Origin of the sequence: Oceanispirochaeta sp. M1 (genome assembly GCF_003346715.1) — a bacterium.
Taxonomy (GTDB): domain Bacteria; phylum Spirochaetota; class Spirochaetia; order DSM-2461; family DSM-2461; genus Oceanispirochaeta.
Map to the genome: position 1 here is coordinate 266207 of NZ_QQPQ01000001.1, position 26443 is coordinate 292649.

Annotated in this window: 20 protein-coding genes; 13 read left to right on the plus strand and 7 right to left on the minus strand. The window is 43.0% G+C overall.

The window, feature by feature from the left end; all coding sequences use genetic code 11:
• Positions 1-57: 57 nt before the first annotated feature.
• The gene (locus DV872_RS01085; RefSeq protein ID WP_114627978.1) at positions 58-558 is read right to left on the minus strand and encodes a chemotaxis protein CheW; all 501 of its coding nucleotides are present in this window, start codon (positions 556-558) and stop codon (positions 58-60) included.
• Between the two features lie 206 nt (positions 559-764).
• Here DV872_RS01085 and DV872_RS01090 point away from each other — a divergent pair, with 206 nt between their 5' ends.
• From DV872_RS01090 to DV872_RS01100, 3 genes are all read left to right on the plus strand, one after another.
• The gene (locus tag DV872_RS01090) at positions 765-2735 is read left to right on the plus strand and encodes a methyl-accepting chemotaxis protein (RefSeq protein WP_114627979.1); all 1971 of its coding nucleotides are present in this window, start codon (positions 765-767) and stop codon (positions 2733-2735) included.
• A 115-nt stretch (positions 2736-2850) separates the two neighbouring features.
• Positions 2851-3792, plus strand: coding sequence for an AraC family transcriptional regulator (locus DV872_RS01095; RefSeq protein ID WP_114627980.1), 942 nt, complete (start codon positions 2851-2853; stop codon positions 3790-3792).
• Between the two features lie 7 nt (positions 3793-3799).
• Positions 3800-4696: a hypothetical protein gene (locus DV872_RS01100; RefSeq protein ID WP_158546772.1), complete on the plus strand. Its 897-nt coding sequence runs from the start codon at positions 3800-3802 to the stop codon at positions 4694-4696.
• Between the two features lie 48 nt (positions 4697-4744).
• On the opposite strand, the gene DV872_RS01105 is transcribed toward DV872_RS01100, so the two are convergent.
• The 4 genes from DV872_RS01105 to DV872_RS01120 form a co-directional block, all read right to left on the minus strand.
• Entirely contained in the window at positions 4745-5914 is a 1170-nt protein-coding gene (locus DV872_RS01105; protein WP_114627982.1) for a uroporphyrinogen decarboxylase family protein, read from the minus strand.
• 81 nt (positions 5915-5995) lie between these two features.
• Positions 5996-6976 (minus strand): L-arabinose ABC transporter permease AraH, encoded by a 981-nt coding sequence (gene araH / locus DV872_RS01110; protein WP_114627983.1) that lies wholly within the window; start codon positions 6974-6976, stop codon positions 5996-5998.
• Between the two features lie 17 nt (positions 6977-6993).
• Complete coding sequence (gene araG, locus DV872_RS01115) at positions 6994-8496, minus strand: L-arabinose ABC transporter ATP-binding protein AraG (protein WP_114627984.1); 1503 nt, start codon at positions 8494-8496, stop codon at positions 6994-6996.
• Between the two features lie 76 nt (positions 8497-8572).
• Positions 8573-9574, minus strand: coding sequence for an arabinose ABC transporter substrate-binding protein (locus DV872_RS01120; protein WP_114627985.1), 1002 nt, complete (start codon positions 9572-9574; stop codon positions 8573-8575).
• A gap of 274 nt (positions 9575-9848) precedes the next feature.
• On the opposite strand from DV872_RS01120, the gene DV872_RS01125 reads away from it, so the two are divergent.
• The 4 genes from DV872_RS01125 to DV872_RS01140 all read left to right on the plus strand — a co-directional run bounded on the left by DV872_RS01125 (position 9849) and on the right by DV872_RS01140 (position 15331).
• Positions 9849-11198, plus strand: coding sequence for a sigma-54 dependent transcriptional regulator (locus DV872_RS01125; RefSeq protein ID WP_114627986.1), 1350 nt, complete (start codon positions 9849-9851; stop codon positions 11196-11198).
• Positions 11198-13024 carry an ATP-binding cassette domain-containing protein gene (locus tag DV872_RS01130; protein WP_114627987.1) on the plus strand — a complete coding sequence of 609 codons (1827 nt, stop codon included), beginning with the start codon at positions 11198-11200 and terminating at the stop codon, positions 13022-13024. Before DV872_RS01125 ends, DV872_RS01130 begins: the two co-directional genes overlap by 1 nt.
• A gap of 53 nt (positions 13025-13077) precedes the next feature.
• Positions 13078-14145: a LacI family DNA-binding transcriptional regulator gene (locus DV872_RS01135; protein WP_114627988.1), complete on the plus strand. Its 1068-nt coding sequence runs from the start codon at positions 13078-13080 to the stop codon at positions 14143-14145.
• A 91-nt stretch (positions 14146-14236) separates the two neighbouring features.
• Entirely contained in the window at positions 14237-15331 is a 1095-nt protein-coding gene (locus DV872_RS01140; RefSeq protein WP_114627989.1) for a hypothetical protein, read from the plus strand.
• A gap of 64 nt (positions 15332-15395) precedes the next feature.
• On the opposite strand, the gene eno is transcribed toward DV872_RS01140, so the two are convergent.
• A complete protein-coding gene (eno, locus tag DV872_RS01145) occupies positions 15396-16700 on the minus strand; it encodes a phosphopyruvate hydratase (RefSeq protein WP_114627990.1) in 1305 nt (434 codons plus the stop codon).
• A gap of 226 nt (positions 16701-16926) precedes the next feature.
• On the opposite strand from eno, the gene proS reads away from it, so the two are divergent.
• Together proS and DV872_RS01155 are read left to right on the plus strand one after the other, a co-directional pair.
• Positions 16927-18633, plus strand: a complete 1707-nt coding sequence (gene proS, locus DV872_RS01150; protein WP_114627991.1) for a proline--tRNA ligase — start codon at positions 16927-16929, stop codon at positions 18631-18633.
• A complete protein-coding gene (locus DV872_RS01155; protein ID WP_114627992.1) occupies positions 18626-19543 on the plus strand; it encodes an N-acetyltransferase in 918 nt (305 codons plus the stop codon). Before proS ends, DV872_RS01155 begins: the two co-directional genes overlap by 8 nt.
• A gap of 9 nt (positions 19544-19552) precedes the next feature.
• On the opposite strand, the gene DV872_RS01160 is transcribed toward DV872_RS01155, so the two are convergent.
• On the minus strand, positions 19553-20434 hold the full coding sequence (locus DV872_RS01160) for a 1-acyl-sn-glycerol-3-phosphate acyltransferase (protein ID WP_114627993.1): 882 nt from the start codon (positions 20432-20434) through the stop codon (positions 19553-19555).
• 142 nt (positions 20435-20576) lie between these two features.
• Here DV872_RS01160 and DV872_RS01165 point away from each other — a divergent pair, with 142 nt between their 5' ends.
• From DV872_RS01165 to DV872_RS01180, 4 genes are all read left to right on the plus strand, one after another.
• Positions 20577-22139, plus strand: a complete 1563-nt coding sequence (locus DV872_RS01165) for an ABC transporter substrate-binding protein (RefSeq protein ID WP_114627994.1) — start codon at positions 20577-20579, stop codon at positions 22137-22139.
• 397 nt (positions 22140-22536) lie between these two features.
• On the plus strand, positions 22537-24171 hold the full coding sequence (locus DV872_RS01170; protein ID WP_230391379.1) for a peptide ABC transporter substrate-binding protein: 1635 nt from the start codon (positions 22537-22539) through the stop codon (positions 24169-24171).
• Between the two features lie 140 nt (positions 24172-24311).
• Entirely contained in the window at positions 24312-25241 is a 930-nt protein-coding gene (locus DV872_RS01175) for an ABC transporter permease (protein ID WP_114627996.1), read from the plus strand.
• 3 nt (positions 25242-25244) lie between these two features.
• Positions 25245-26441, plus strand: a complete 1197-nt coding sequence (locus DV872_RS01180; RefSeq protein WP_114627997.1) for an ABC transporter permease — start codon at positions 25245-25247, stop codon at positions 26439-26441.
• The last annotated feature ends 2 nt before the right edge of the window (positions 26442-26443 follow it).

Consider the following 26443-nt stretch of genomic DNA (forward strand, 5'->3'; position numbering starts at 1 on the left):
TTCATAGTTTGCTGATTTTCATAGTTTGCTGATTTTCATAGTTTGCTGATTTTCTGTTTATTGTGAGACATCTGAAAAAGATTCATCACTCTTCAACTCAGATAGTTCATTTCCAGTTAAGACTTTTTCAATACTCAGAATAGTGAAAAAGTGTCCATCTTTTTTTCCGATCCCCTTGATAAATGAAGTCTCAATTGCTGTACCGATACAGGGAGGCGGTTCTATTTCATTATCTTCGATTTCCAATACTTCGCTGACTGCATCTGTGAGGAGGCCTATGATGATCTGATCATTTCCCAGCATCAGCTCTGTTACTATTACACTGGCATTTCTGCTTGTATCTGTCTCACCAAGATCAAATTTTGTTTTAAGATCAATGACAGGAACAACTTTCCCCCTCAGGTTGATTATTCCCCGCATAAACCCCGGCATGCGGGGGACTCTTGTGACCTGCTGGAATTCAAGAACCTCTCTTACATGAACTACAGCAAGGGCATAATTCTCTTTATCCACTGTAAAAGTCAAATATTGTTTCAGTATCTCCAGATTTTCATCCATGCTATTCGCTCCTGTTCCATGACTGTCGTTTACGATCTGTTTAAAATCAGTTTTTTTTTAAGATTTTTTCAATTTTTTCAATTTAATAAGAGTTCTGTTGATATGTATATACGAAAAACGGAGGTAACTGTTACTTCCGGGTTTTCTATGGTAACTCTCAAGGCGATTAATTATGTTGATTTTAAAGTTGATATAAGGAGTTACAAATGGCCCGGAAAATAAAGGTTAGAACCCAATTGACGGTAGGTTTTATAGTACTGATCATAATTGCTGATATAGTCGGCTTGGTCGGTATTAATGGTATAAATAAGATAAACTATCAGAATGAGATCAATGCCCTGACAAATAGATGTCTGGTGGATACACAGGATGCTCTTGCAGGATCACTACGTTATATCCTCTATAAAGATGAGAGCTATATGGCTCAGTCACTGGAAGAAGCTCAGAATGTGATCAATCAGGCAGGGCAGGCACAAAATATGATGCTCAGTGATAAAAATAAGATAAATATTCAAGATCTGATTAAAGATATGCTTGAGTATGAATCTCTCAATAATGATTTTCTACGAATACAAAACGAAATAGACAGTATCGCCTCTATTCGAGTGGTAGCCGCCGAATCGATCCTGTCTGAGGTAAAAAATCTAATATCCTCCTCCAAGGACAATCTGAATCACAGGCGATCGGCAAATATGATCCCCATAGACCCTGTGAACAATATATTTATGCTCCAGGAAATCAGAAATGCCACAAACAGGTTCAGTACCGAAGCATATAAATATCGGATATCGACTGTGGCGGAAGATAAGATTGAGATTGCAAAATCCTGGGATGCCGAGAGTCTAAGTGTACTTAAATCACTAGAAAAAGCTCGGACTATATTTACTGATCCCGATGCTGTCAGAGTATTGGAAGAGAGTCTTGATAATATCAATATCTACAGGACGAATGTTACTGAATACAGGGCGCTGGAGATAGAACAGCATGACATTCAAATAAAGTTAAGAGAGACATCTCTTGCTGTTATGGCCAGCGGTCTGAAGGTCAGAGATGGTGTTTCCGAGGCAATTCTGGCAGTGACAAAAGCAAACAAATTACTGGCGATTCTTCTGTCTGTCATCGCAGCTGTTATTGGTATCTTCATTGCCGTTTTTCTGACAAGATCAATAACCCGGCAGCTTGGCGGTGAGCCCTATGAAATTGCCGAAGTGACAGACAGGATATCCAAGGGTGACCTTCGAATAGACTTTCCCGACAGGAAACTCATCGGGGTATATGCGTCAATGAAGGAGATGTCAGTTCAGCTTTCAAGTATCGTTGACAGCATAATATCGGCAGCAGATCAAGTTGCAATCGGCAGTCAGCAGATCTCATCATCCGCCCAGGAAATTTCTTCGGGAACCAGTGAACAGGCTTCCAATATGGAAGAAGTCTCGGCTTCTATTGAGGAGCTGAGCTCAAACATACAGCAGAACACAGATAATTCTCAACAATCTAATTTAATGGCAAAAAAAGTATCTGATGATTCACAGGAAGGTAATGACGCCGTTAAAGATACAGTTGAGGCAATGAAAACTATTGCCGAAAAAATAATTGTTATTGAAGAGATTGCCCGAAGCACCAATATGCTTGCTCTTAATGCTGCGATTGAAGCCGCGAGAGCGGGTGAGGCAGGAAAGGGGTTTGCGGTTGTGGCTACAGAAGTCCGTAAATTGGCTGAGTCAAGTGGTGCTGCCGCCAAGGATATTACTGATATAACACAAAATAGTGTTCAAAGAGCCGTTGCAGCGCAGCAAAAAATAGAACAGATCGTACCTGCCATGAAAAAAACAGCCGAACTTATTGAAGAAATAACAATATCCAGTCAAGAACAGAATCATGGTGCAGAGCAGATCAGTTCAGCCATTGTTCAGCTTGATACTGTTGTTCAGCAGAATGCCACATCTTCAGAAGAGCTGGCATCAATGTCGGAAGAGCTGTATTCACAGGCATCATCAATGAAACAGATCATTTCTTTCTTTCGTGTAGAATCTAAGGAAATGACAAAGGAATCTCCTCACCTCGCCATCGAAAAAAGAGCGCCGGTTGAGAAACATATCAGAAAGGAAATCCCAATATCCCTAAGTGAAAATTTAAATACACAGGATCGGGGAACAGATGCGTTTGAAGAATTTTAGTTTAATTTGATATAATTAAAAATAGAATATTTTTACTTCAGATGGATTATTTTATGATTAATGAATGATTGATCCATGCTATAATTGACCTGATACAGTTGTCAGGAATAGATTATTGAAATATATCAGGAAAGAAGACGGATTCAGAGATCAGGAATTATATGTGATTCCTCCGGATGTGACAGGCAGTAATTCCCTGTCCGTTTTGATTCGGAACCTGATAGTGACAGATGCAGGTTTTTTCCCCCGGGCTGCGGGGCATCAGAAAAACAGAAGCCGGGGTATAGAAGAAGGGATTCTTCTATACTGTCTGGAGGGGCAGGGTTTTATCCATATTGATCAGGATTCAACCCTTCTCATTGGACAAAAACAGGCTTGTTATATAAAACCTGGAGTTCCTCATATCTATGGTTCCTCTGACACACAGCCCTGGAGTCTGTACTGGATGCATATAAAAGGGGATCTTCTGGACTCCTATACCTCAATTCTTGATGGGCATAAGGGATTAATTCCCCTTAGCAGCAGAACAGTGGAACAGCTCAGTCAATTGTTCCAATACCTTCTTGAATCTATGAGTGATGGTTACTCACGGGAAACCATGCTGCAAAGCGGACAGCTTGCATGTAGTATTCTTACAACTCTTCTGTATGGCAACCGTGATTTTCACAGGGATATCAGTTCATTAAATCTGAGGCGAATCGATAAGATAATACAGAAAATGAGAAAATCTCTGGAAGAAAGACAAACTCTTTCTCTTGATGATATGGCTTCATTTCTGGGACTCTCTGTTCCTCATTTTTCAGATGTATTTAAAAAGGCGAAGGGATATTCTCCTATTGAATATTACAGCAGGATGAGGGTGCAGAAATCATGTCGTCTTCTGGAAATCTCAGATATGGATATACAGGAAGTGGCGTATCAAAGTGCCTATAAAGATCGATATTACTTTTCAAGGGTTTTTAAGAAAATAATGGGACTCTCTCCCACACAGTACAGAGAGAAGGTTAATCAATCTATTTACAGAAATAATGAATCAGCAGCAGTAGAGGAGAAATAAAATGATCATGAAGAAAATTAAACTTGAAAACGAGACTATCCAGGTTGTGATCAGTCCTTTCGGCGGAAAGATCCTCTCCATGTTCAATAAAAGAAATGGTAGTGAATGGTTGTTTCAATCCGAATCAGAGGATATCAAATTGGCATCTGATGGTTCATTTACAAAGGAAGTGGCCTTCGGCAGTGATGAGATGTTTCCAACCATTCTTCCAGAAACATCACGGCAGAAGAACGGCTCAGAAGTGGATTTACCTGATCATGGAGAACTCTGGAGCCGTGAGTGGGATATTCTTTCACAGAGTGATGATTCTCTTGAGATGAGATTTGACGGGAAACTCCTGCCTTATCGTTTTGTCAGGAATACTCTACTGTCTGATGATTCAATTATCTGCCGTTATACTGTTATCAATCTGTCGGATACGGATTTTCCAGCCTTGTGGACTCCCCATCCCCTGTTCTCCTTTCTGCCCGAAACAGAAATTATCGTCCCCTGGGACTGCAGTTCCATCATACAGGCGGGTGACGGTGGAGAGCTGGGACCCTATCTCAGCAGAACCGAATGGGGAATCGGGGGAGAGGTTCCCCATGCTGGTAAACTGCTGATGCCCGGTACATTGAAAGAGGGGAGTGCCTATAAATTCTACGGCAGTGATCCTGTTTCTGAGGGGAAAGTTGTTATCAGTGACAGCAGGGGGCAGATGACCATGTCTTATCCGGCCATAATTCTTCCCTGGCTTGGTTTCTGGATCAATAAGGGCGGGTTCGGAGGGCAGCATAATATTGCTCCTGAACCGGCGACCTCTCCCTTTGACAGTCCTTCACGTTCAGAAGATTTCGGTATTCCGGCACTCTGGAAGGCAGGAGAGATCAGGGAATGGGAACTCAGTTACAGTTTAAAAGTTTAAATACTTAATTCTAAGGCTGAAAATAATGAAATAAGACTCCGGATATTTTTAGAGAGCATGGTCTTTTCTGAATTCTCTTTTTCCTGATATTTTATTTCTTCTCCCTCTGATACGATCCACATCGATCGGGTAGCTTCCATATTCATGAACCGTGTTGTACATGGTTTCAATATTCAGCAGTGGAATCATCTCATGGACCTCACTGGAGGAGCCGATAAATATTTTCCTGTCGACTCCAATCTTTTCGATCAGTTCCAGAGTTTCATCTTCCACATCAAAGGCATTCCCGAAGGGAAGGGTCTCCTCGCAGCAGACATTTCCGAAAAGATACTTATCGGGCCAGGCCTGATGTATTTCAAATATATCATTGCATCCACAACGCTCGATGGGATTCAGACCATCTGCGTTAAATTTTGCTTTTCCCAGGATGAGATCAAGGAGAGGACCATAGCGTCCGTCTGTATGAAACAGAAAAGAACCATCCCGGCTTCTCACCGGTTCGGCAATGGAACGCCAGCGTTCCAGACAGAGCTCTTCAATCATAACAGGTGAGAAGATTGGCCCTGTGGAGCCTGCAATATCTTCCCCCATAAATTGAAGTGGTACCGTATCATTCTCGCTGTAGACTTTGGCTATGGCTCTGGAATAGGCTGTAGTACAGTCCATAATATGATTTATCAGTTCAGGGGCGTCATAGAGGACCAGTGAGAACAGCTCCAGATCCACATAGGTATAGGCATCACACAACGGGCCTTCTACTCCGCCAATCAAAACTCTGTCATAGGAATTGAACAGATTTGTGGCCCTCTTGATGAAAGGATCATACCATTCCCGGATATCTTCAAACTTGGGGATAGAGGGCATGTTTTTTTCAAGCCCGGCAAGATCGTCGAAGGGGCGTTCAGAAATCCAGGCCGTATCGCCTCCCTGTTCCACGCTCCAGTGGGAGGGATCTACTCCCATAAAGCGAATCCAGTTATCAACCTTGTGGCGCATCCAGTGTTCAACAGGATCATGGGTTCCCCTGGTAATATCCAGTCCTATTCCCTTAAAAGCTTTAACATTGATTTCCATAAGTTCTTCAGAGCTGTAGCTTTTATCTTCCTTATAGCCTCCATAGACTTTTAGAACTTCTGTATTGTCTAATAGGTCATAGGTCATGATTCTGTCGGTTTCCTGCCCCTGGAGGGACAGGCTGAGTCTGTTGAGATTATTCATTGAATCTACACTCCTGTATGTATCACTATGTTCAAAAAAAGCCGGGTGTTAACCCGGCTCTAATTTCAAATCACATCATTATCAGTTTTTTGAATTGGACTGTTTGAATCTGTCTATGAGTACGGCAATAAGGAGGATTAGACCCCTGACTACATACTGATAGAAGGTGGGTATACTCATCAGGTTCATTGAGTTCTGAACCGTACCCATAATCAGTACACCTACTATGGCACCCTGAATAGGAGCGACACCACCTGAGAGTGATACACCACCCAGGACACAGGCGGAAATTACATCCAGAGAGAATCCTATAGATGTGTTTGGCTGTCCGCTTGTCATTCTTGATGCCAGAACGACTCCCGCAAATCCGGCCATCATTCCCTGAATGGTAAAAATCATGATTTTTATCTTGTTTACAGCAACACCCGCAAGACGTGTTGCTTCCATATTGCCTCCCATGGCCAGAGTATTTTTACCATAGGATGTATTGTTCAGAAGAACACCGAATACGACAAAACAGATGATTGTTATCCAGATCGGATTGGGCAGTCCCAGGAATTGGCCGTTCCCCAGAGCAAAAAAGCGCATATCAGAGATACCTACTGCACTTCCTCCCGAGACGATAAAGGCCATACCACGCACAATTTGAGCCATTGCCAGGGTCGTTATCAATGCATTTATGCCGGCTTTGGCAATGATTGTTCCATTGAGCAGTCCGATAAGGCCGCCCCCGAGAACTCCTGCCAGAACACCGGCAAAAATACTGCCTGTAGCATTGATTACAACAGCGGCTGTAACACCTGAGAAGGCAACAATATTTTCAACAGAGAGGTCAAAGTCTCCGGATGCCAGACAGAAAAGCATTGTACAGGCAACCATTCCAACCATAGAGACTGAAAGGCCCAGACCGATCATATTTCTCCATGTGAAGAAATAGGGTACAAATATTGACAGTGCAATAAATAGAAGAATGAAGATGACCAGCATTCCTGAGTTTTCCCACAGATTCCGGATCATTTTAAGAGCGTGTTGTTCCGGCTTCATGGCTTTTGTATTTTCCATAGTTTCCTCTTCCTTTTTTATTCCTCTGCCTTATCCGGCAGAGCCTTGCTGAGAATCTTCTCTTCTGAGAATTCATCTCTTTCAAATGATGTCACAAGTTCTCCGTCCCTCATAACTATGAGTCTGTCGGATACTCCCATAACTTCAGGCAGATCACTGGAAACACATATTATGGATTTCCCCTCTTCAGTAAGCTGGTACATCAGTTGATAAATCTCGTTTTTTGTTCCAACATCAATCCCTCTTGTGGGTTCATCCATAATCAGGATTTTTACATCTTCCGCCAGCCAGCGTGCCAGAATAACCTTCTGCTGATTTCCACCTGAGAGGCTGCCCACATCTTTCTCTCTGTTTGGAGTCTTTATCTGTAGTTTATTGATAAATGAATCAGTTGTTTCTCTCTCTTTTTTCTTATCAAGAAAGAACCCTGCCTTCATGCTGTGACGGCGTACAGAAATGTTTATATTTTCATTAACCGATCTGATAGGGATGATACCATCATCCTTTCGGTCTTCAGGACAGAAGAACATTCCTCTCTCTATGGCAGCCTTGGGCGAATTAACTTTTACCTGCTCATTCTCCAGATAAAAGGTCCCGCTGCTATGTTTTTCAGCACCATAGAGCAGTCTCATAAGTTCTGAACGACCGGCTCCCACAAGACCGAAAAATCCAAGGATCTCACCTTTTTTGAGTGAGAAACTGGCCGGTTTTGATATTCCGGGACCCATAATGTCATTCACTTCAAGTATAGTTTCGCCCTGTTCTCTACTTCTATAGCTGTATACATCTTTGATATCCCGGCCGACCATGCGGCTTACCAGAATATCATGATTCACTTTGCTCATATCTGTGAATGTTTCAATTTTCTTACCATCTCTGAATACGGTTACAGTGGAACAGATCTTAAAAATCTCTTCCATTCTGTGAGACACATAGATGATTGCTTTTCCTGCTTTTTGAAGATTTCTGATAATTTCAAACAGTCTGATTGTCTCTTTATCAGATAAGGAACTTGTAGGTTCATCAAAGGCGATAATATCCGCATTGTGCAGAAGAGCCTTGGCAATTTCTATCATCTGTCTCTGTCCGATGGACAGGTTTTTGATTTTTTGATCAGGGTTTATTTCTTCCAGTATATAGCTGAGCTCTTTACCGGCGATTTCTTTCATTTTTTTAAAGTCGATGAATCCGCTTTTCTTCCGTGGGAAATGTCCCAGAAGAAGATTTTCGGCAACAGTCATTTCAGGGACCAGATTCAGTTCCTGATATATAATGGCAACTCCCGCATCAAGGGCATCTTTTGTTCCCTGAAAATCCATGGCCTGGCTGTTTATATAGACTGATCCTTCACTGGGAAAGTAGGCACCGCTCAGGATTTTAAGGAGAGTAGATTTTCCAGCTCCATTTTCACCAATCAGCCCGTGAACTTCACCAGACTGAACAGAGAATGAAACATCGTCCAGAGCCTTGACTCCGGGAAACTGTTTTGAAACAGATTTGAATTCTAAATATGCTGTCATTTCTTTTCTCTTTTTTTGTATTAAAAGCCTCCCCCCACATTGTCTGTGGAAGGAGGTTTTTTATATCAGATTAGAATTAATCCAGTCCGTTTTCTTTTAGTTTTGCCTTGTAATTATCTCTGTCCATCATGACTGCTGTTGTCCATGTTGTTGCAGGAGGAGTTGTTCCCTCTGTAATCCATTTGTAAACCAATTCTGATGTTTCATAACCATGTCTTTTAGGACTGATCAGAGCAGTTGCGTAAAAACCTGTAACTTCAGATTTTGCAAATTCCGCAGTAGCTGTTCCAGAACCGCCTATACCAACTGCACAGATGTCTTCTGCTGCAAATCCGTTACCTTCACAGGCTCTTGTTCCACCCATTCCAGCTTCGTCATTCAGTCCACCGATCAACCAATGTTTGATCTGGGGATTCTTTGTGATTGTGATACTTGCAGCGTTGAATCCACCTTCAGTATCTGTTGTCTTTTCGGGAGATTCGTAGATATTAGCTTCATCAAAACCTTTTTCGATAAGAGCATCAGTCATACCAGTTGTTCTATCTACTGCAGTGGGAAGCTCGTTAAAGCTGATTCTGAGAAAACCAGTGTCTTCCTGTTTCCAGCCTCTGGCATCCATCTGACCTTTAAGAGTATATCCTACCTGTTTACCAATTTCGTATGCAGAAATTCCCATATGAGGTACTTCTTCCATGGGAGATCCGTCAGCACCGACAAGGCGGTCATCAACTGTCATCACCTTAAGACCGTTGGCTTTTGCTTTTGCCATAATAGCGGGTCCCAGTTTTACATCGGGGGTACAGATTACAAATCCCTGAGCTCCCTGAGCTGCGATGTTGTCGATTGCAGAAAGAACTTTCTCTCCATCGGGTGTTCCGATTTCCAGAACCTTAAATCCGTATTTTGCGGCAGCTTCCTGGGCAAATTTCCACTCATTCTGAAACCAGGGTTCTTCGGGCATTTTCACCAGAAAACCGATTTTCACTTCATCCGATCCAGCTTCCTGAGCACCGTTCGCAAATGCAAATCCGCTTAGAAAAACTGTAAGACACAGGGCTGCAATTAAGCCTTTTTTCATAATAGAAACTCCTCTTAAGTATTTACCACTGCTTACACAAAATGCGTGCCAATGTAACTTTCATGAACATAGTTTTACTTTAATTCGTTGTAATAGATAAAATTATACAAATATTCAGAAAATATTACAAAAGTGGAAAATGGGAAAGATATGGGAAAATACTACACACATTTCCCAGTGAAGTGGGAAAATATGTTCCCACTTCCATCCTTCTGTTTATGATATTGTCTTTTTATCTTGTAATATTCTATACATACCCTGTACTATCGAATATATGATTGCCAAGATCCTGATTGTTGATGATGAAGCACAGCTCTGTATCAGTCTATCCAAGCTTCTTAAAGCCAGGGGCTATTCTCCAATATTTACTACAGAATCTGAAAAAGTTATGGGAATCCTGAAGGTCGAAAAAGTCTCTCTTGTGATCACAGATTTAAAGATGCCCGGTATGTCCGGGATAGATCTTATCCGCCTGATCAGAACTGAATACTCCGAACTTCCTATTATTATGGTATCAGGGTATGCCTCGGTTGATAATGTTGTTAAGGCCATGCGTTACGGAGCTGTAAACTTCTTTGAAAAACCTGTCCGTTTTTCAGAAATGGCAGTTGAAATTGATCGTCTTCTACCTAAAACAGTTATGAAGAGCAGTTTAAAGAATCAAAAATGGCAGAACTCCCGATATGATGGCAGTGATTCGTCAATTTTGACCTTTAATCCTTCAATGCAGGAAAAAATTAATTTACTGAAAAAAGCAGCTCCCACGGATGCTCCGGTTCTGATCACAGGAGAGTCGGGAACAGGAAAGGAGCTGGCGGCCTCTATGATACATGCTGAATGTTCCCGTTTTGATAAACCCTTTATCAAACTCAACTGTGCAGCCATACCTGAAACTCTTCTTGAGTCAGAACTTTTCGGCCATGAGAAAGGAGCTTTTACGGATGCGGTAGAAGCAAGATCCGGAAAGTTTGAAGTTGTGGGGGAAGGAACCCTTTTTCTTGATGAAATAGGAGAGATCAGTCTGAAAACCCAGGCAAAATTACTACGGGTTCTTCAGGAGAAAGAGTTTGAACGTATCGGTTCGCATAAGACCCGCAGGATGGAAGGACGTATTGTTGCGGCTACCAATAGAAAGCTTAAAGACAGAATCCGCGAGGGACTCTTCAGGGAAGACCTTTTTTACCGCCTGTCTGTCATTCAGATTGAACTGCCTGCCCTGAGATCCAGGAAGGAAGATATTCTTCCTCTGACCAGGTTGTTTCTGTCTGATTTTAATCAAAAATACGGGAAGAATATTTCAGGCTTTGATCAGGAGACAGAAGTCCTGTTTTTAAAGCATGACTGGCCGGGAAATATTCGTGAGCTGAAGAATACAATTGAGAGAATGGTTATTTTCTGTGATGAAGAGATCATCAGTACAGAGTTTTTACCAGAGCAGTACAAAAATTATTCCGCGACTGATAAAACCGTATTTCTGAAGACTGCCTCTAACAGTATATCAAGAGATATCATACTGGATGCCCTTGATAAGACCGGGGGGAACAGGAGCAGGGCTGCGGATTATCTGGGGATTACCAGAAGAACCCTGTATAACAAAATGAAAAAACTGGATATTGAGGTCTGATGGATTCCCCGCTGCTTGAGATGCGGAATATCCGTTTTAATTATGGACATGTCCCTGCACTGAAAGGGATCGATTTTGACCTTTACCCTGGCGAGATCCATGCATTAACCGGCGATCACGGCTCAGGAAAAACAAGTCTTGTAAAAATATTAAGCGGTTCTCTTCTACTTCAGGGAGGCAGTATTCGTGTCAATGGGCAGAGCTTCTATGGTTTTAATCCTTCTGCTTCTGTCCAGCAGGGAATAGGCATGGTTTATCAGAGTGAAACTCTTATCCCTTCAGGAACCCTTTTTGACAATGTATATCTGGGACGCTTTCCCCAATTTATATTCAGCAGACGAAGAAAGGAGTTGTTAAAACATTGTCAGGAGCTTTTTGACATTTATGGATTTGACGAAGATCCCATGACAAGGGTTACGGCCCTATCTCCTGCCAGACGGCAGGTATTGTCGTTTCTCCGTGTTCTGGCTCAGGAGGCAAAAATCCTGATTCTGGATGAAATTGCCCAAAAAACAACTCCAGAGGAGCAGCAGCATATATATCGGATGCTCAGGATGTGCCGGGCCCAGAACAAGGGAATAATTTATGTCAGTTCCAATATTGATGAGATATTCAGAATCTCTGACAGAGTAACAATTCTTAAGGACGGTCATAGACGCGGAACGGAAGAGGTGAGCCGTGTTGACAGAACCAGACTGGTAAACCTTGCCTTCAGTTTTGCCATTGATCGTGATGAGAGTCCTACTCAGGTTGATCATGAGGTTCTTCTTATGTCCCGTTATGATCAGAGAATCATTAACGATATACCTCAAGGCCTTATTATAATATCTCCTAATGATGAGATTCAGGATCTTAATACAGCAGCGTCAAGAATACTGGAATGTGATCCAGTAGAAATCAAAGGGCAGCCCTTAAATGAGTATTTCAGGGATCTTCAACTTGAGAAGCTGGATGAAATTGAGAAGGTTATTGTTGAACGGAAAGCCGGTCTGTGGCAAAAATTGAAATTTGTCAGGAATAAACTGCTTAAGATCAGGGTCAGTCCTTTGGGAGAAGAAGGGGACTCCAGGCATGGAATGCTGGTTTTTCTGGAAGATATTTCTTCTGACTATGAGACGAAAGAGTATCTGCAACAGGCCGAAAAGTTTGTTTCTACAGCCGAAATGGCGGCCGGTGTGGCTCATGAAGTGAATAATCCTCTGGGAATTATTCAGAATTATCTTGACCTGATGCAGCTGGATGAGCTTCCTGAAAATTCTCAGGACTGTGTTCAGCATATTCAGTCGGAACTGACTAGAATTGTAGAGATCATCAGCAGTCTGCTCTCTTTTTCACGTGTAGGGGTTCGCCCTATCAAGTCTCTGGATCTGCATCTGCTCCTTGATGAAGTAAGCATACTGATGGGACATAAATTCAAAGAGAGAAAAATCACTCTTGAGAAAGATTACCGTTCGGGGCAGATCCTGCTTGATGCACATGAGAATAAGCTGAAGCAATTATTTCTAAACCTTCTGAGTAATGCTCTTGAGGCAGTTCTTAAGGGGGGGAAGATTATTGTCAGGACATCTCTATGTCAATCGGCTGAGGGTGTTCCACAGGCTGTGATCAGTTTCATTGATAATGGTCACGGCATCCCCGGTGAGATTCTTGATCAAATATTTTCTCCTTTTTACAGTACAAAAATGACTAAGACAAATACCGGATTGGGACTATCTATCTGTCAGCATATTGCCGAATCTTACAATGGTAAAATTACTGCCGAAAGTATCCCCGGTGAGAATACATCTTTTCTGGTCTATCTACCCCTGACTCAGGGGCAGGACTGAATACTCCATCATAGCCGCTTGCCGGTCTTTTCAGCTGATTGTATAATATCTGAGTGTCTTCCAAAAAAAACAGTCGAATTACTCTTCAGAATATAGCCGATGCACTTGGAATTTCCAGAGGGACTGTGGACCGGGCTATTCACAGCCGGGGACGTATCAGTGAAAAAACCCGCAGAGAAATTCTTGATAAAGCCTCAGCAATGGGTTATATCGATGATAAAATAACCCGTTTTACAACTTTGAAAAAGAAGATTCAGATTCTGGCTCTTTTCCCTGAGAGTCCCTCATTTTTTTATGACATGATGAAAACAGGCTTGTTTTCTGCTCTGAAAGAGCAGAATGATTCTTTGCTTGAGCTGAAAATTATTGATTATAATCCTGAAAATTCAGACGGTTTTCTAGATATATTGAAATCTTCAGTGCAGGAAGATGATCTGAAGGGCGTCCTTCTTGTTCCTTCCGGTCATTTTGATCCCTCAATTACTCTCCCCGGATCTGCAAAAATCCCTTATCTCACCATTAATACTGATCTTCCAGGAACTAAGAGAAGCTGTTTTATCGGTCAGGATCTTTATCAGAGCGGCCGTTTAGGGGGTGAACTTATTCACAAATTCTGCTCTGAAGGAAAACTGCTTGTTCTCAGTGGATATAAAGGATTATGGGCTCATGACCAGAGGGTGCAGGGTGCAGTGGATGTTCTACAGGATATAAGCACAGGACAGAATAAGACAGTGGTCTACTGTGATGATGATATTGGGATGGCCGCAGAGCTTGTGAAAGATGCCTTTGCTTCAGACAGGGATCTCAGGGCGGTCCTTTCTCTTACTGCAGCCGCTACTTTAGGTGCGGTCCATGCAATTGAATCCATGGGATCCGACAATCGGATTCCACTTGTCGGTTTTGACTTTAATGAAGAGCTTTCTAAAGCTCTGGATGACGGATTCTGTGATGCTCTTATAGGACAGAATCCTGAGCTTCAGGGAGCTTATGCCTTCAAACTGATGTACAGTATTCTCATGAATAATCACAAGCTGAAAAATGATTGCTTTGTGACTCCAACCGAAATATATTTCAAAGAACTTAAACCAGAACAGTTTTCCAGATCAGATTTTTTTATATAATTTTGGATTCTTTTATTCTTGACCGTATGAAAAGGCTGTTGTATTCTATGTGCGTGCAAATGAACGCAAACGAGATAGAGAGGAATCAATAATGAAAAAAGGAAACTGGTCTGATTTTCAGCTGGAAGGAAAGCCCGATTTTGAAAAATCAATGCAGAGGATAGAAGCCTGGTATGAAAACCGGATTATCGACAGGGTTCCGGTCCGATTCCATCGGCATAATGCCCAGTTTGATAATGAATCTGTGGTTGGTAAGTCATGGCCCAGTCTGAAAGATCGCTGGTTTGACAGCGAGTATCAGGTAGATTCCTTTGTTAAGAGTATTGAAGGAAAGACTTTCAGGGGAGAGACATTTCCTATTTTTGATCCTAATTTGGGGCCGGATATTTTTCAGGCATTCTATGGTCAGGACCTTGAATTCGGAGAAGTGACTTCATGGACACATCCAAAGATAGAGACAGCAGAGGATCTTTCAAAGATAAAATTTGATAAAGAGAATCTATATTTAAAAAAGATAGAAGAGATGACAGATTATGCTCTTCAGCAATGTGATGGTAAATTCATTGTTGGCTACACAGACCTCCATCCGGGGATGGATTTTCTGGCATCATGGAGAGGAAATGACAAGGTCTGTATGGATTTTTACCTCGATCCTGATCTACTGAAGCAGATGATCCGTCTGGGAACAGAGGGGTTTCAGGATATCTTTGATCATTTCCATAATATCCTCAGTGCTGCCGGGCAGCCCTCTGCCAACTGGATGGGAATCCCGTCGGCAGGTAAACTTCATATTCCCAGTAATGACTTTTCAGCCCTTATCGGAAACGAACTCTTTGATGAATACTGCCTCCCCATTCTTCAGAAAGAAGTGAAGACCATGGATACCAATATCTTTCATCTGGATGGAAGAGGTGTTGCCAATCATATTGATTCCATTCTGACTGTACCGGAGATTGATGCCATACAGTGGGTTCAGGGAGTGGGGGATGATCAGCCGATCATGCAATGGGTACCGTTTTTCAAGAAGCTGCAGGATGCGGGTATGCCGGTTATTGCCGATGTCGCTGTAAGTGAACTTGAAGATTTTATGGCAGCTGTCAGACCCGAGGGGATTTGTCTCTGGGTCGGTGCAGATTCTGATGAAGAGGAAGAGAGAATCCTGGAACGTCTTCTTCATTGGAGCTGATCGTAAAAAAGCCCGGATTGCTCCGGGCTCTTATTAGTTTTACAAGGTATTGCTTCCCTGTTAACTATCTTTTAATACTGTAGAAAGCATCCCAGCCTGCATAGGTGGAGCGTCCTTCCAGGTCATCTTCAATCCGCATGAGCTGATTGTATTTTGCAACTCTGTCTGAGCGGCTCATGGAACCGGTCTTAATCTGTCCGGTTTCAAGGGCAACTACCAGGTCTGCAATCGTTGTATCGGAGGTTTCTCCGGAACGGTGTGAAATGATTGCTGTGTATCCGGCTCTTTTAGCCATCTCTACTGCTTCGTAGGTTTCTGTCAGTGTTCCGATCTGGTTTACTTTGATCAGGATCGAGTTAGCGATACCTCTATCAATACCTTCTTTCAATCTGACAGTATTGGTAACGAACAGGTCGTCTCCCACAAGCTGAACCTTGTCTCCAATTTTATCGGTAAGAACCTTCCAACCGTCCCAGTCATCTTCATTCATACCGTCTTCGATAGAAATAATGGGGTAGCGCTCACTCCAGTCTGCCCAGAAGTCGGCCATCTGTGTGCTGGTCAGCTTTTCACCTGTAGACCATTTCAGTTCGTAGATATAGGAACCGTCAGCCTGTTTTTCAGAGAATTCGGAAGATGCGGGGTCCAGAGCAATCATTACTTCTTTTCCGGGTTTAAGACCTGCTTTCTCAATAGCCTTCATGATAAATGTCAGGGCTTCTTCGTTTGATTTAAAGTTCGGTGCAAAACCACCTTCATCACCAACTGCTGTGGAGAGACCGGCTTCTTTGAGAAGAGCCTTCAGATTGTGAAAAATTTCTGCGATCCAGCGAACTGCTTCCCGGATTGAATCGGCACCCACGGGCATAACCATAAATTCCTGGAAGTCTACGGAGTTATCCGCATGGCTTCCGCCGTTGATAATATTTGCCATAGGTACGGGCAGTACGTTGGCATGGAATGTTCCAAGATATTTGAACAGGTCTATTTCAAGATGCTGTGCGGCGGCACGGGCTGTTGCCATGGAGACTCCTAGAATCGCATTGGCACCAAGTTTAGCCTTATTATCTGTACCATCCAGCTCAATCATTGTTTTATCTACATCTACCTGGTTCAGGGCACTCAGTCCGATAACTGCGTCTGCAATAACTGTATTCACATTTTCAACAGCTTTCAGAACTCCCTTACCAAGGTATCGTTTTTTATCACCGTCTCTCAGTTCAACAGCTTCATGAATTCCTGTGGAGGCTCCTGAAGGGACAGCCGCTCTACCGAATGAGCCGTCTCCCAGCATTACATCTACTTCCAGTGTGGGGTTTCCTCTTGAATCGAGAATTTCACGGGCCTCAACATATTCAATCGTGTCCATATGTGTCTCCTTGACTTGAAAAGGGCTTGGTATTTTTCAACCCGGTATAATTATAGACCGGTGAAAACCTCTTTCCTTTATTAAAATATGGTGACTGCAGGATTAAAAGTCAAATCTGCAGTGCTAAAATTTATATGATTAAAATTATGATAAACTAAGTTGGGTTGTCAATGCTAATTGAATACTTTCCTTGACCTCTATGAACCATGCGCACTAAAATACTTAAATGAAATATTCCAGACTCATAGGAAAGACAAGCAGAGCAGGTTCGGTCAGGCAGCAGTCAAATGTGACACTTGAAGGTTATTCCCTTCTGCTGCGCGCCGGTTTTGTACACGTTCTGGGGCAGGGCCTGATCTCTTACCTCCCCTTAGGGAAAAAGGTGATGGAAAACCTGAAAACCCTTATTGCCGAAGAAATGCAGGATCTGGGAGGGGAAGAGTTCCTGGCTCCCCTTGTGAATCCTATTGCTATCTGGAATAAGTCGGGCCGAAGCAGGATGAAGGATAATCCTCTTGTCACTTTTAAGGATAAAAAGGGGAGGACACTGGTTCTCTCTCCTACCCATGAAGAGGCCGCCGTTGAACTTGCAAGATCTGCGGTCACTTCCTACAGGGACTTCCCGCTATTTATATATCAATTTCAGAGTAAGTTCCGCGATGAATCCCGTACACGTCTGGGACTTGTGAGAGTGAAGGAATTTGTTATGAAAGATGCTTATTCCTTTCATCGCAGCCAGGTCGATCTAAATAACTTTTTTCCGAAAATATTCAATGCCTATGTCCGTATTTTTGAAAAATGTTCTTTGCCGGTTATCCCTGCAGAATCGGGTGTCGGGATTATGGGCGGCTCAAAGGCTTATGAGTTTTTATATCTCCATGAACAGGGACGGGATTATGTTATGGTCTGCCCCTCATGCGGATACAGGGCAAACCGCTCGGTGGCTGTGGGTGTGAAAAGCAGTACACCGGAAATCCCAATGGGATTATCCCGGGTGGAGACAAAAGGCTGTTTCGATCTGGAATGTCTGTCCCGTCAGTTTAATCTTCCATTTTCAAAGCTGATCAAACCCAGAGTCTATGAATCCGAAGAGGGGCCTGTCATGGCGGTTGTCCTGGGGGATTATGATATCTCCCTGGATAAACTGAATGCCATTCTCGGTTTTTCTGTCGGGAAACCTGCGGGAGATGAGACTCTGAAAAAATACAATCTTATTCCGGGCTATATGTCCCCGGTAGCACTCCCTGAAGGAGTAAGAGTCATTGTAGATGATGCTGTGGTGAACACTCCCAATCTTGTAATGGGGGTAAATCAGGAGGGCTTTCATTATATTAATGCTAATTTCGGCAGAGACTTTGATATTCCTCCCAGCGCGGATATCGCCCAGTTGAATCCGGGAGATCTCTGCTTTGACTGCGGTAAGCCCCTCGAATCTCATAAGGCCATTGAGATGGGCAATATTTTCAAACTTGATGACTTTTATACCAGACGGATGGGCTTTTCCTTCGAAAATGACAAAGGGCGGAAATCATATCCGTATATGGGGGCTTACGGGATGGGACTTGGCCGCCTGATGGCCTGCATTGCCGAGAATAACCGGGATGACCGAGGTCTGATCTGGCCCCTGGAACTGGCTCCCTATACTTTTTATATTATGGGTATAGGCCACTCCATGAGAATTTCTAAGGCAGTGGATGAACTTGCTTTGGAACTGGGAGAAAAGGATGTCATCATTGATGACAGGGTTGAATCTATCGGGGTTAAATTCCGGGATGCTGATATTCTGGGTATTCCTCTGCGTATAGTTGTAGGCCGGCGGTATTTAGAGAATAATGAGCTTGAATTGAAAGACAGAAAAAGCGGTGAAAAATGGTTTATTCCCAGAGAAAATCTGGCAAAAGAACTGAAGGTATGGAGAAAAAAACGTGGCTGAACAGTTCAAACTGACATCGGAGCTTATTGATCAGATCATTTTTGCCATGGAGAACCAGAAGGAATCCTTTCTCCTGGATACTGAGACTCTTATATTGTCCACCAGGTCTTCGGCGGATGAGTCCCGCAAAGACTTTCTTCTCCCTGTTCCTGACTGGACACCAAGCGACGGTTATCATCTGATGGATAGCTTCGCAGGGACTCTGAAAAATCCGATTTACAGGGAACGTCTCCATGAAATACTGAATTCGGGAAGAGGAGTTTTCAGAGGATTCAAGAATGTACTGAAAGAACGCGATGACCTTGAGAACGCCTGGTTTCTGCATAAAGACCGTGAGATGAAAAAAAGGGTTCGGAACTGGTATTCCGATCTTTGTGATTACTGGGGTATTGAGTCTCTTGGTGAAGAACCTGAAGAGACGGATGACCTGTTTCTGGATGAGTTTTCTATGGAACTTTTTTCAGCGGATGATGAGATGTTTGAGCAGGTCCGGGTATCTTTCCGGGAAGAACTTTACAAGGAGAGTCCTGAAGGGCTTAAAACTATGCTTCTCCGACACCATTATCATCCTCAGCGGAGTGCCGATCTTGCCGTAAAGGCCATGAGTCCAGAGGGTAGCAGTTGCGGATTTATTTCTATTTATCTGGATACTGAAAAGGATAAGATCTATGCTGCTCTGGACTGTCTGTATGTTCTTCCTGAATATCGTGGTGCGGGGATTGCAGCAGGTCTGCTGGATTATCTACTGGATCACTGCTATCACAACAGGGTAGAGACTCTCCTTCTCATCCTTCCTCCCGAAGGGGAAGTCCTTGGAAAAACATTGGAAAGGCGGGGATTTAAAGCCATTGGACCCTGTCTGCTGCTCAATCTGGAGCAGTGGTTCTATGAGCAGCAGAATATATCCTGAATCCAGGTTTTAAAGCAGGGTTTTTCTGTATTCTTCTGTCTTGAGATTGTTTCTTTCAAGTACAGCCATCACCTGATCTACTACGTATTGTTTAGGGTCCCGGCCTGCCGGAGTTTCGGCTATTTTTTCCTTACGGAAATCTTTTCCCCTTACAGGTTCTGATACGCTGAAAAGGATGATATCTTCGTGCAGAGTATCTTTTTCCATGTTGTTCTCTCTATTGGGAATCAATAGGTTCCCGTTGATGCTGACAAAAGAAACATAGTCAAAGGCTTTAAGGTAGGAATGAATTTCCCTGACACCTTTTTTTGACTCCGGGTCCCATGGTCTATATCTGGTTCCTGCCGGAAAGACGACCACAATATTGCTGTGATACTTTCTATGAGTCATTTCTCTCATGGCAGCATGGTTGATAGGCAGGCTGACTTTTTTGATTTCAGCCAGTTTCTCAGGATCAGTCTCGGAATCAATGCTTCGGCTGGGATAGATAACAATGGTTGTATAGGAATTAGTAAACGCTGCGGTCAGACCACCTGATGCTGACAGTTTCATCCCCTGTATGGGCAGCAGGCGTTCGGCAACCTCCGGGCCTAGGCCTTCAGTTTTTTCAATAAGTCTGAAGAGAGCCGGATAATCAAAATTACTATAATGTTCTAAAAGGAGGAGGCAGGATTTTCCCTTGAGGGAATACTCACTCAACTGTTTGAGGTTCTCTGAACCTCTGATTGCACTGCCCGGTTTCATCAGCTTTTCTACTAAGTCACCGATTGTATCCCGGTTTATTTTCACGCCTTCCATATATACATTATCAGGACGAGCTTCAAAGTCTCCTTTCAGATTACTCTGAAGAAAAGACACCATTTTTTGAAATTGATCTATGGATATGTTCATATAAGATTATAATGCTCCCATTTTATCACTTTTATCAAGTGGAAAACAGTATAACTCTCTTCTGTTGGGGGTAGGCAGTTCAATTTGATATAAAGGTACAAATCCATTGGAGATTTCACACAGGGAAGTCTATTATATATCTATGAAATATCAGCGAATACAATTGTTAATTCCGGTTTTTATGCTGCTCACCTTATCTCTTTTCTCAAAGGGGCAGAGAGATGGAGCAGAGGATAAGCTTTCTCAGAAATCTGAAACTACTGTCAATATTCCTCAATTCTCAATCCTTATATCCGAAATACCTGAAGAAACAGAGTTTTTTCCCGGCAGGGATGATCCTGAAATGATGGTGTTTTATCAATTGTTTGAAGGGCTTGTAGTGGAGAACCCGGAGAGCTGTGAGATTGAAACCGCTCTTGCAGAGGACTGGGAGTTTCTTGAGGAGGGGCAGGTTATAAGATTCAGGCTGAAAACAGTACTCTGGAGTGATGGCACTCCTGTCACTGCTGAAGATTTCAGAACTTCATGGCTTAGAATGCTGGAGCTGGAAGAGAAAACAGCTAAACCTTTTATCTCCTTATTTATTAAAGATAAGGGGTCTGAAGCTCTTCGTGTTCTGTCTGATAATACTCTGGAGATTGAGTTCAACAGACCGTACCCCTTCGCTCTCCGCCTGCTTTGTGAACCCTCTTTCTTTCTTTATCCTTCCTCTTTTTTTGAATTAGAAAACTACAGCCCCCAGTTGCTGGCAACAATACCTTCCTCATCGGCATATACTCTTAAGCCTTCCTTTTCTGATGATAAGAGTTTTCTTCTCACAAAACGGAAAAATTATCACGAGAACAGAGGGCCTGAGACCCTGAAATTTACTGAGTGTTCCTCAGAAGAGGCCCTGTCTCTCTATACTGCCGCTAAGGCTCAATGGTTAACATCTTATGTATTCCCTGTGCAGAAACTCTCTGAACTGGAATACAGGTATGATTTTTCGGCTCCCTCAGGGAGGACATCCTATTTTTATATACTGAACAGGATGCACTCTCCCCTGGGTAATTCTGGATTGAGGAGAGAGCTGGTTGAAGTTGTGGATACAGAGCTTCTGGTACAGGATCTGCTCAGGGGGCCGCAGCAGCCAGCCTATTCACTCATTCCAGGCTCTTTTTATAAGAAAGAAGCCAGTTCTCTCAGATGGCCTGTGGAGCCTGAGGAGGAATTTGAAGCTGCAGGGAAGGAGAGTCCCCTGATTTTTATTTATCCGGTAGAAGAGGGGCACCGGAAAGTTGCAGAGTATCTGATAGCTCTCTGGTACGAGAAGAGCGGTATACCAGTCGAGGGCAGGTCTATGGACTGGCTGGATTTTCTCCAGGCAAGAGACCGTGGGGAATATGATATCGCTCTGGGCGGCTGGACTGCTCAGTACAATGATCCCCACAGCTTTCTATCCCTGTTTCTGACAGGGAGTCTTTTCAGATATCCGGGTTCAGGAAATAATGATTTTGATAAATTGATACTTGAAGCAGAGCTTCTCCCTGAGGGGGCTGCCAGGGAAAAGATTCAGTATGAGGCAGAATCTCTTCTGCTCCATAGGGACAATGAGATTCTACCTCTATTTTTTACTACTTTTCCTCAACTGCTGAATACCAGGGAGTTCAAGGGAATCGGTAAGAACCCTTCTGCCCCACAGCCTCTTAAATTCCTTCATAATTGAAAGATTTTAAGAATTATGAAAACAATCCTTAATGGTAGATTATTGCCGTAAATTCCGATTATATAATAAAAAACAGATGTATAGTGACAGGATACATCTGTTTAAATTTTGTCAAAATAAAAAAGTAATCGGATAAAAATACAATGTTCAGCGCTGTATATATAATAAATATGGAATAAAACACTCGTTCTCGTTGATATTTATTCATTTCAGACATTTATTCTTTCTCCCTGCCATGAAAACAACAACATTGACTAATGGCAAAAAGGTTGGTTAAATATCATGATCGAAGATTTTATATAGATTTATCTATTCTGTTCTATTGGACAGTTTTGGGGAAATCAGAGTATAATTCTCAATTAAATCACACACATAGGAGAAAGAGAAAGTGAAGAAAATGTTATTTCTTGCCCTCGTCGTAGCTCTACTGTCTCCCCTTGCGGTATTCGCAGGTGGACAGCAGGACGTTTCAGACTCAGCTTCTGCAGAAGCAAGCAAGGGTCCCGTTGTAATGAACTGGAACCTGGCTGCTGACCCCAAAACTATCGACCCCAGCCTGAATGGTGCATCTGATGGCGGAGACGTTATCAGTAACACATTTGAAGGACTCGTCCGTGAAAGAAGCGGTGAAGTTGTCCCCGGTATCGCTAAGAGCTGGGAAACATCAGCCGACGGTATGGTTGTAACCTTTCACCTGAGAGAGTCTAAGTGGTCAGACGGTTCACCCCTGACAGCTAATGACTTTGTATACGGTTGGAAAAAAGGTATTGATCCCGCCACTGCTTCCGAGTATGGATGGATTTGGCACTACACTAATGTATTAAATGCTGAAGCTGCCAACAATGGTGAAGTTTCTCTTGATGAAGTAGGAATCAAAGCAATTGATGATCTGACTTTCGAAGTTACTTTGACAGCACCCACAGATTACTTTGTATCTCTTTCTTCTTTCTATCATTTCAGACCCCTCAAAAAGTCTGTTGTTGAAGATCCCGCCGGTGCCGATGGCCTTTGGGCTAAAACACCTGCACTTGCTGTAAGTAATGGTCCCTTCAAAGTGACAACTTATAAAGTCGGTGATGGAATGACTCTTACAAAGAATGAGCAGTTCTGGAATGCATCCAAAGTTGGAATCGACGTAATCAATGTTAAATTCATCGATGTAGCTTCTACAGCTATGACAGCATACTCTGCCGGTGAATTCGACTTCCTGAACGATGTTCCCCCTGCCGACATTCCCAAGCTGATTGCCGAAAACCCCGAATTCTATGTATTCCCCCTTCTGGGAACCTATTATTATAACTTCAACATGGATCTGGATCTCTGGAGTGATGTCCGTGTAAGAAAAGCTCTGGCCTATGGTATCGACAGAGAAATGATTACAGAAACACTCGCAACAGGTAATGTTCCTGCTGCCGGATTCGTACCTCCTGGATTCCCCGATGATAAAGGCAAGGACTTCTTTGAAACTGCCGGAACTTACGGTGTTTCTCTGGACAGCAGTTCTGTAGAAGAAGGTAAAAAACTTCTTGCTGAAGCTGGTTACCCTAATGGTGAAGGTTTCCCCAAATTCACCCTGCTGTACAACACTTCCGAAGGTCATCAGCTTGTAGCCGAAATGGTTCAGGAAATGTGGAAAGTAAATCTGGGTATCGAGTGTAATCTTGAAAACCAGGAATGGGCTGTATTTCAGGACACCAGAAAACAGGGTGACTATGAAGTATCCCGTGGTGGATGGCTCACAGACTTCCTTGATCCCATGGGTCTTCTGGCAATCTTTGTAGACGGAAACGACTACAACGATCCTAAATACAACAACCCTGCTTACAACAAAGAAATGGCTATTGCTTCTTCAACTTTTGGTCCCGAGCACTATAAAGCACTGTATGCCGCTCAGGATATCCTGATGAATGATATGCCTATTGTACCTGTATATCACTATACCGATTACTTTCTCTCCAGCCCCAAACTGAAAGGCTGGGACAGAAGTATGCTGGGTCAGATCGACTTCAGTACTGCTTATATCGCAGAATAATCTGTAATAATTGAAAGTGCTGTCTTCCCTGGGGAAGACAGCCTTTTTTTGCAAAGCCTGAATTTCAACACTACATAACCTTTCAGGCAAGTAAACTACATGCGTTTTGCAATGTAAAGCCAAACTTAGGAGACCCCTGTATGAGAAATTATTTCATACGACGCCTGATTTATTCCCTGTTGACAATATTTATAATTGCCACAGTTCTTTTCTTTGTGATGCACTCCATTCCGGGCGGACCCTTTACTCGTGAACGGCCAGTTCCTCCGGAAATCATGCGCGTTTTAAATGAAAAATATAAACTTGATCAGCCCTTGTATATGCAGTACCTGGATTATATGAAGGGACTTATTACTTTTGACCTTGGTCCTTCTTTTTCAAAAATAGGTATATCTGTAAATGACCTGATTATCGAAGGATTTCCACCAACTGCTAAAGTTGGATTTCTGGCAGCCTTATTGATTGTTGTCTTAGGTGTGCCCTTCGGTATCATCTCTGCTTTGAAGCAGAATAAACCCATTGACTATTTTGTGATGTTTATGGCGACCCTGGGGGTTACAATCCCCAGTTTCGTTATTGCAGCACTGATGATATACTTCTTTGCCGGGAAACTGGGTTGGATTCCCCCCTTTGGTTTATCTACTCCCGCCAGTTACATCGGTCCTATTATTGCTCTGGCAGGCTATTCACTCTCCTTTGTAACCCGTCTGACCCGTTCCAGTATGCTGGAAGTTCTAAGGCAGGATTATGTGAGAACCGCCCGTGCCAATGGCCTCAGGGAATGGTCAGTTATCGGTAAGCATGCTGTCAAGAATGCTTTGATTCCTGTTATTACCTATATGGGTCCCACCATTGCGGCACTCATGACAGGATCATTTGTTGTGGAGCGAATGTTTGCCATTCCAGGCATCGGCCGTTATTTTGTAGAATCCGTATCCAATCGTGACTATACCGTTATCATGGGAATTAATGTCATGTTTGCTGCCTTCTATGTTCTAATGGTTCTTCTGGTTGATGTAGCCTATGCCCTGATCGATCCACGCATCAGGTTTGAAAAGGAGAGCAAATAGTTCATGGATTCCAAGCAATTTAAATTTATAGATAAGAGCGTAACGGAAATCCCCGAGAAAATGCGCCCCAGTCTCACCTATTGGCAGGATGCCTGGCGAAGACTTAAAAATCATAGAATGGCAATGGTAGGACTCTGTGGAGTCATTCTTATTGTTATAATAGCTGTCTTCGGTCCTCTTTTTGTAGAGGCCACTTACTCAGATCAGAACCTTGATTATGCCAATGTACCTCCCCGGATGTCTATTTATCAGTTGGAAGAGGGATACAATGTATTTCTGACCAATGATTATAAGCTGCTGAGGATTTCGGACAAAGGTGAAATCCTGGGACGTCTTAAAAAAGGCAAGACTGACCCCATTAATAAACTTTATACCTACGAAGATAAGGAAGAGGGTGTTAAGGTTGTTCTGGATTTTTCCTATAACCTTCTAAAGGATAAATTGGGTTATGCCTATGATTATGCTTTTCTGTATGGTGATAAAGACCCAATCACTGCTCCTTTGAAAAAAGTCAGTAATAAAACATACCCCTTTGGTTCTGATTTACTCGGACGTGATCTTATGATCAGAGTTATCTACGGTGCCCGTATTTCTTTGACTGTGGCTCTGGTCGCATCCCTGGTAAACCTGTTTATCGGTGTTGTCTACGGAAGTGCAGCCGGCTATGAGGGGGGACGTACAGATACGATCATGATGAGGTTTGTTGATATTCTGACTGCTATTCCTCTCGTTCTCTACGTCATACTTATTATGGTTATTGTAGGTAACAGAGGGTTATGGACCATGATTATCGCACTGGGATCGGTGTACTGGGTTGTAATGGCCCGTCTGGTGAGAGGTCAGGTTCTAAGCCTTAAGAGTCAGGAGTTTGTATTGGCTGCCCAGGCTCTGGGTGTTTCCAAGAGACAAATCATTTTTCGTCATCTTATTCCCAATGCAATGGGACCCATCATCGTCTCAATGACCATGATGATCCCTTCTGCCGTATTTACCGAAGCCTTTATCGGGTTTATCGGATTGGGAGTTTCCGCTCCCATGGCCTCCTGGGGAACCCTGGCCAATGATGGCCTGCAGGGTCTTCAGTCCTATCCCTACCAGTTGTTCTTTCCCTCCATGGCAATTGCCATAACCATGCTCTCATTCAACTTTCTGGGAGATGGACTGCGGGATGCGCTGGACCCCAGATTGAGAAAAGGATAAGA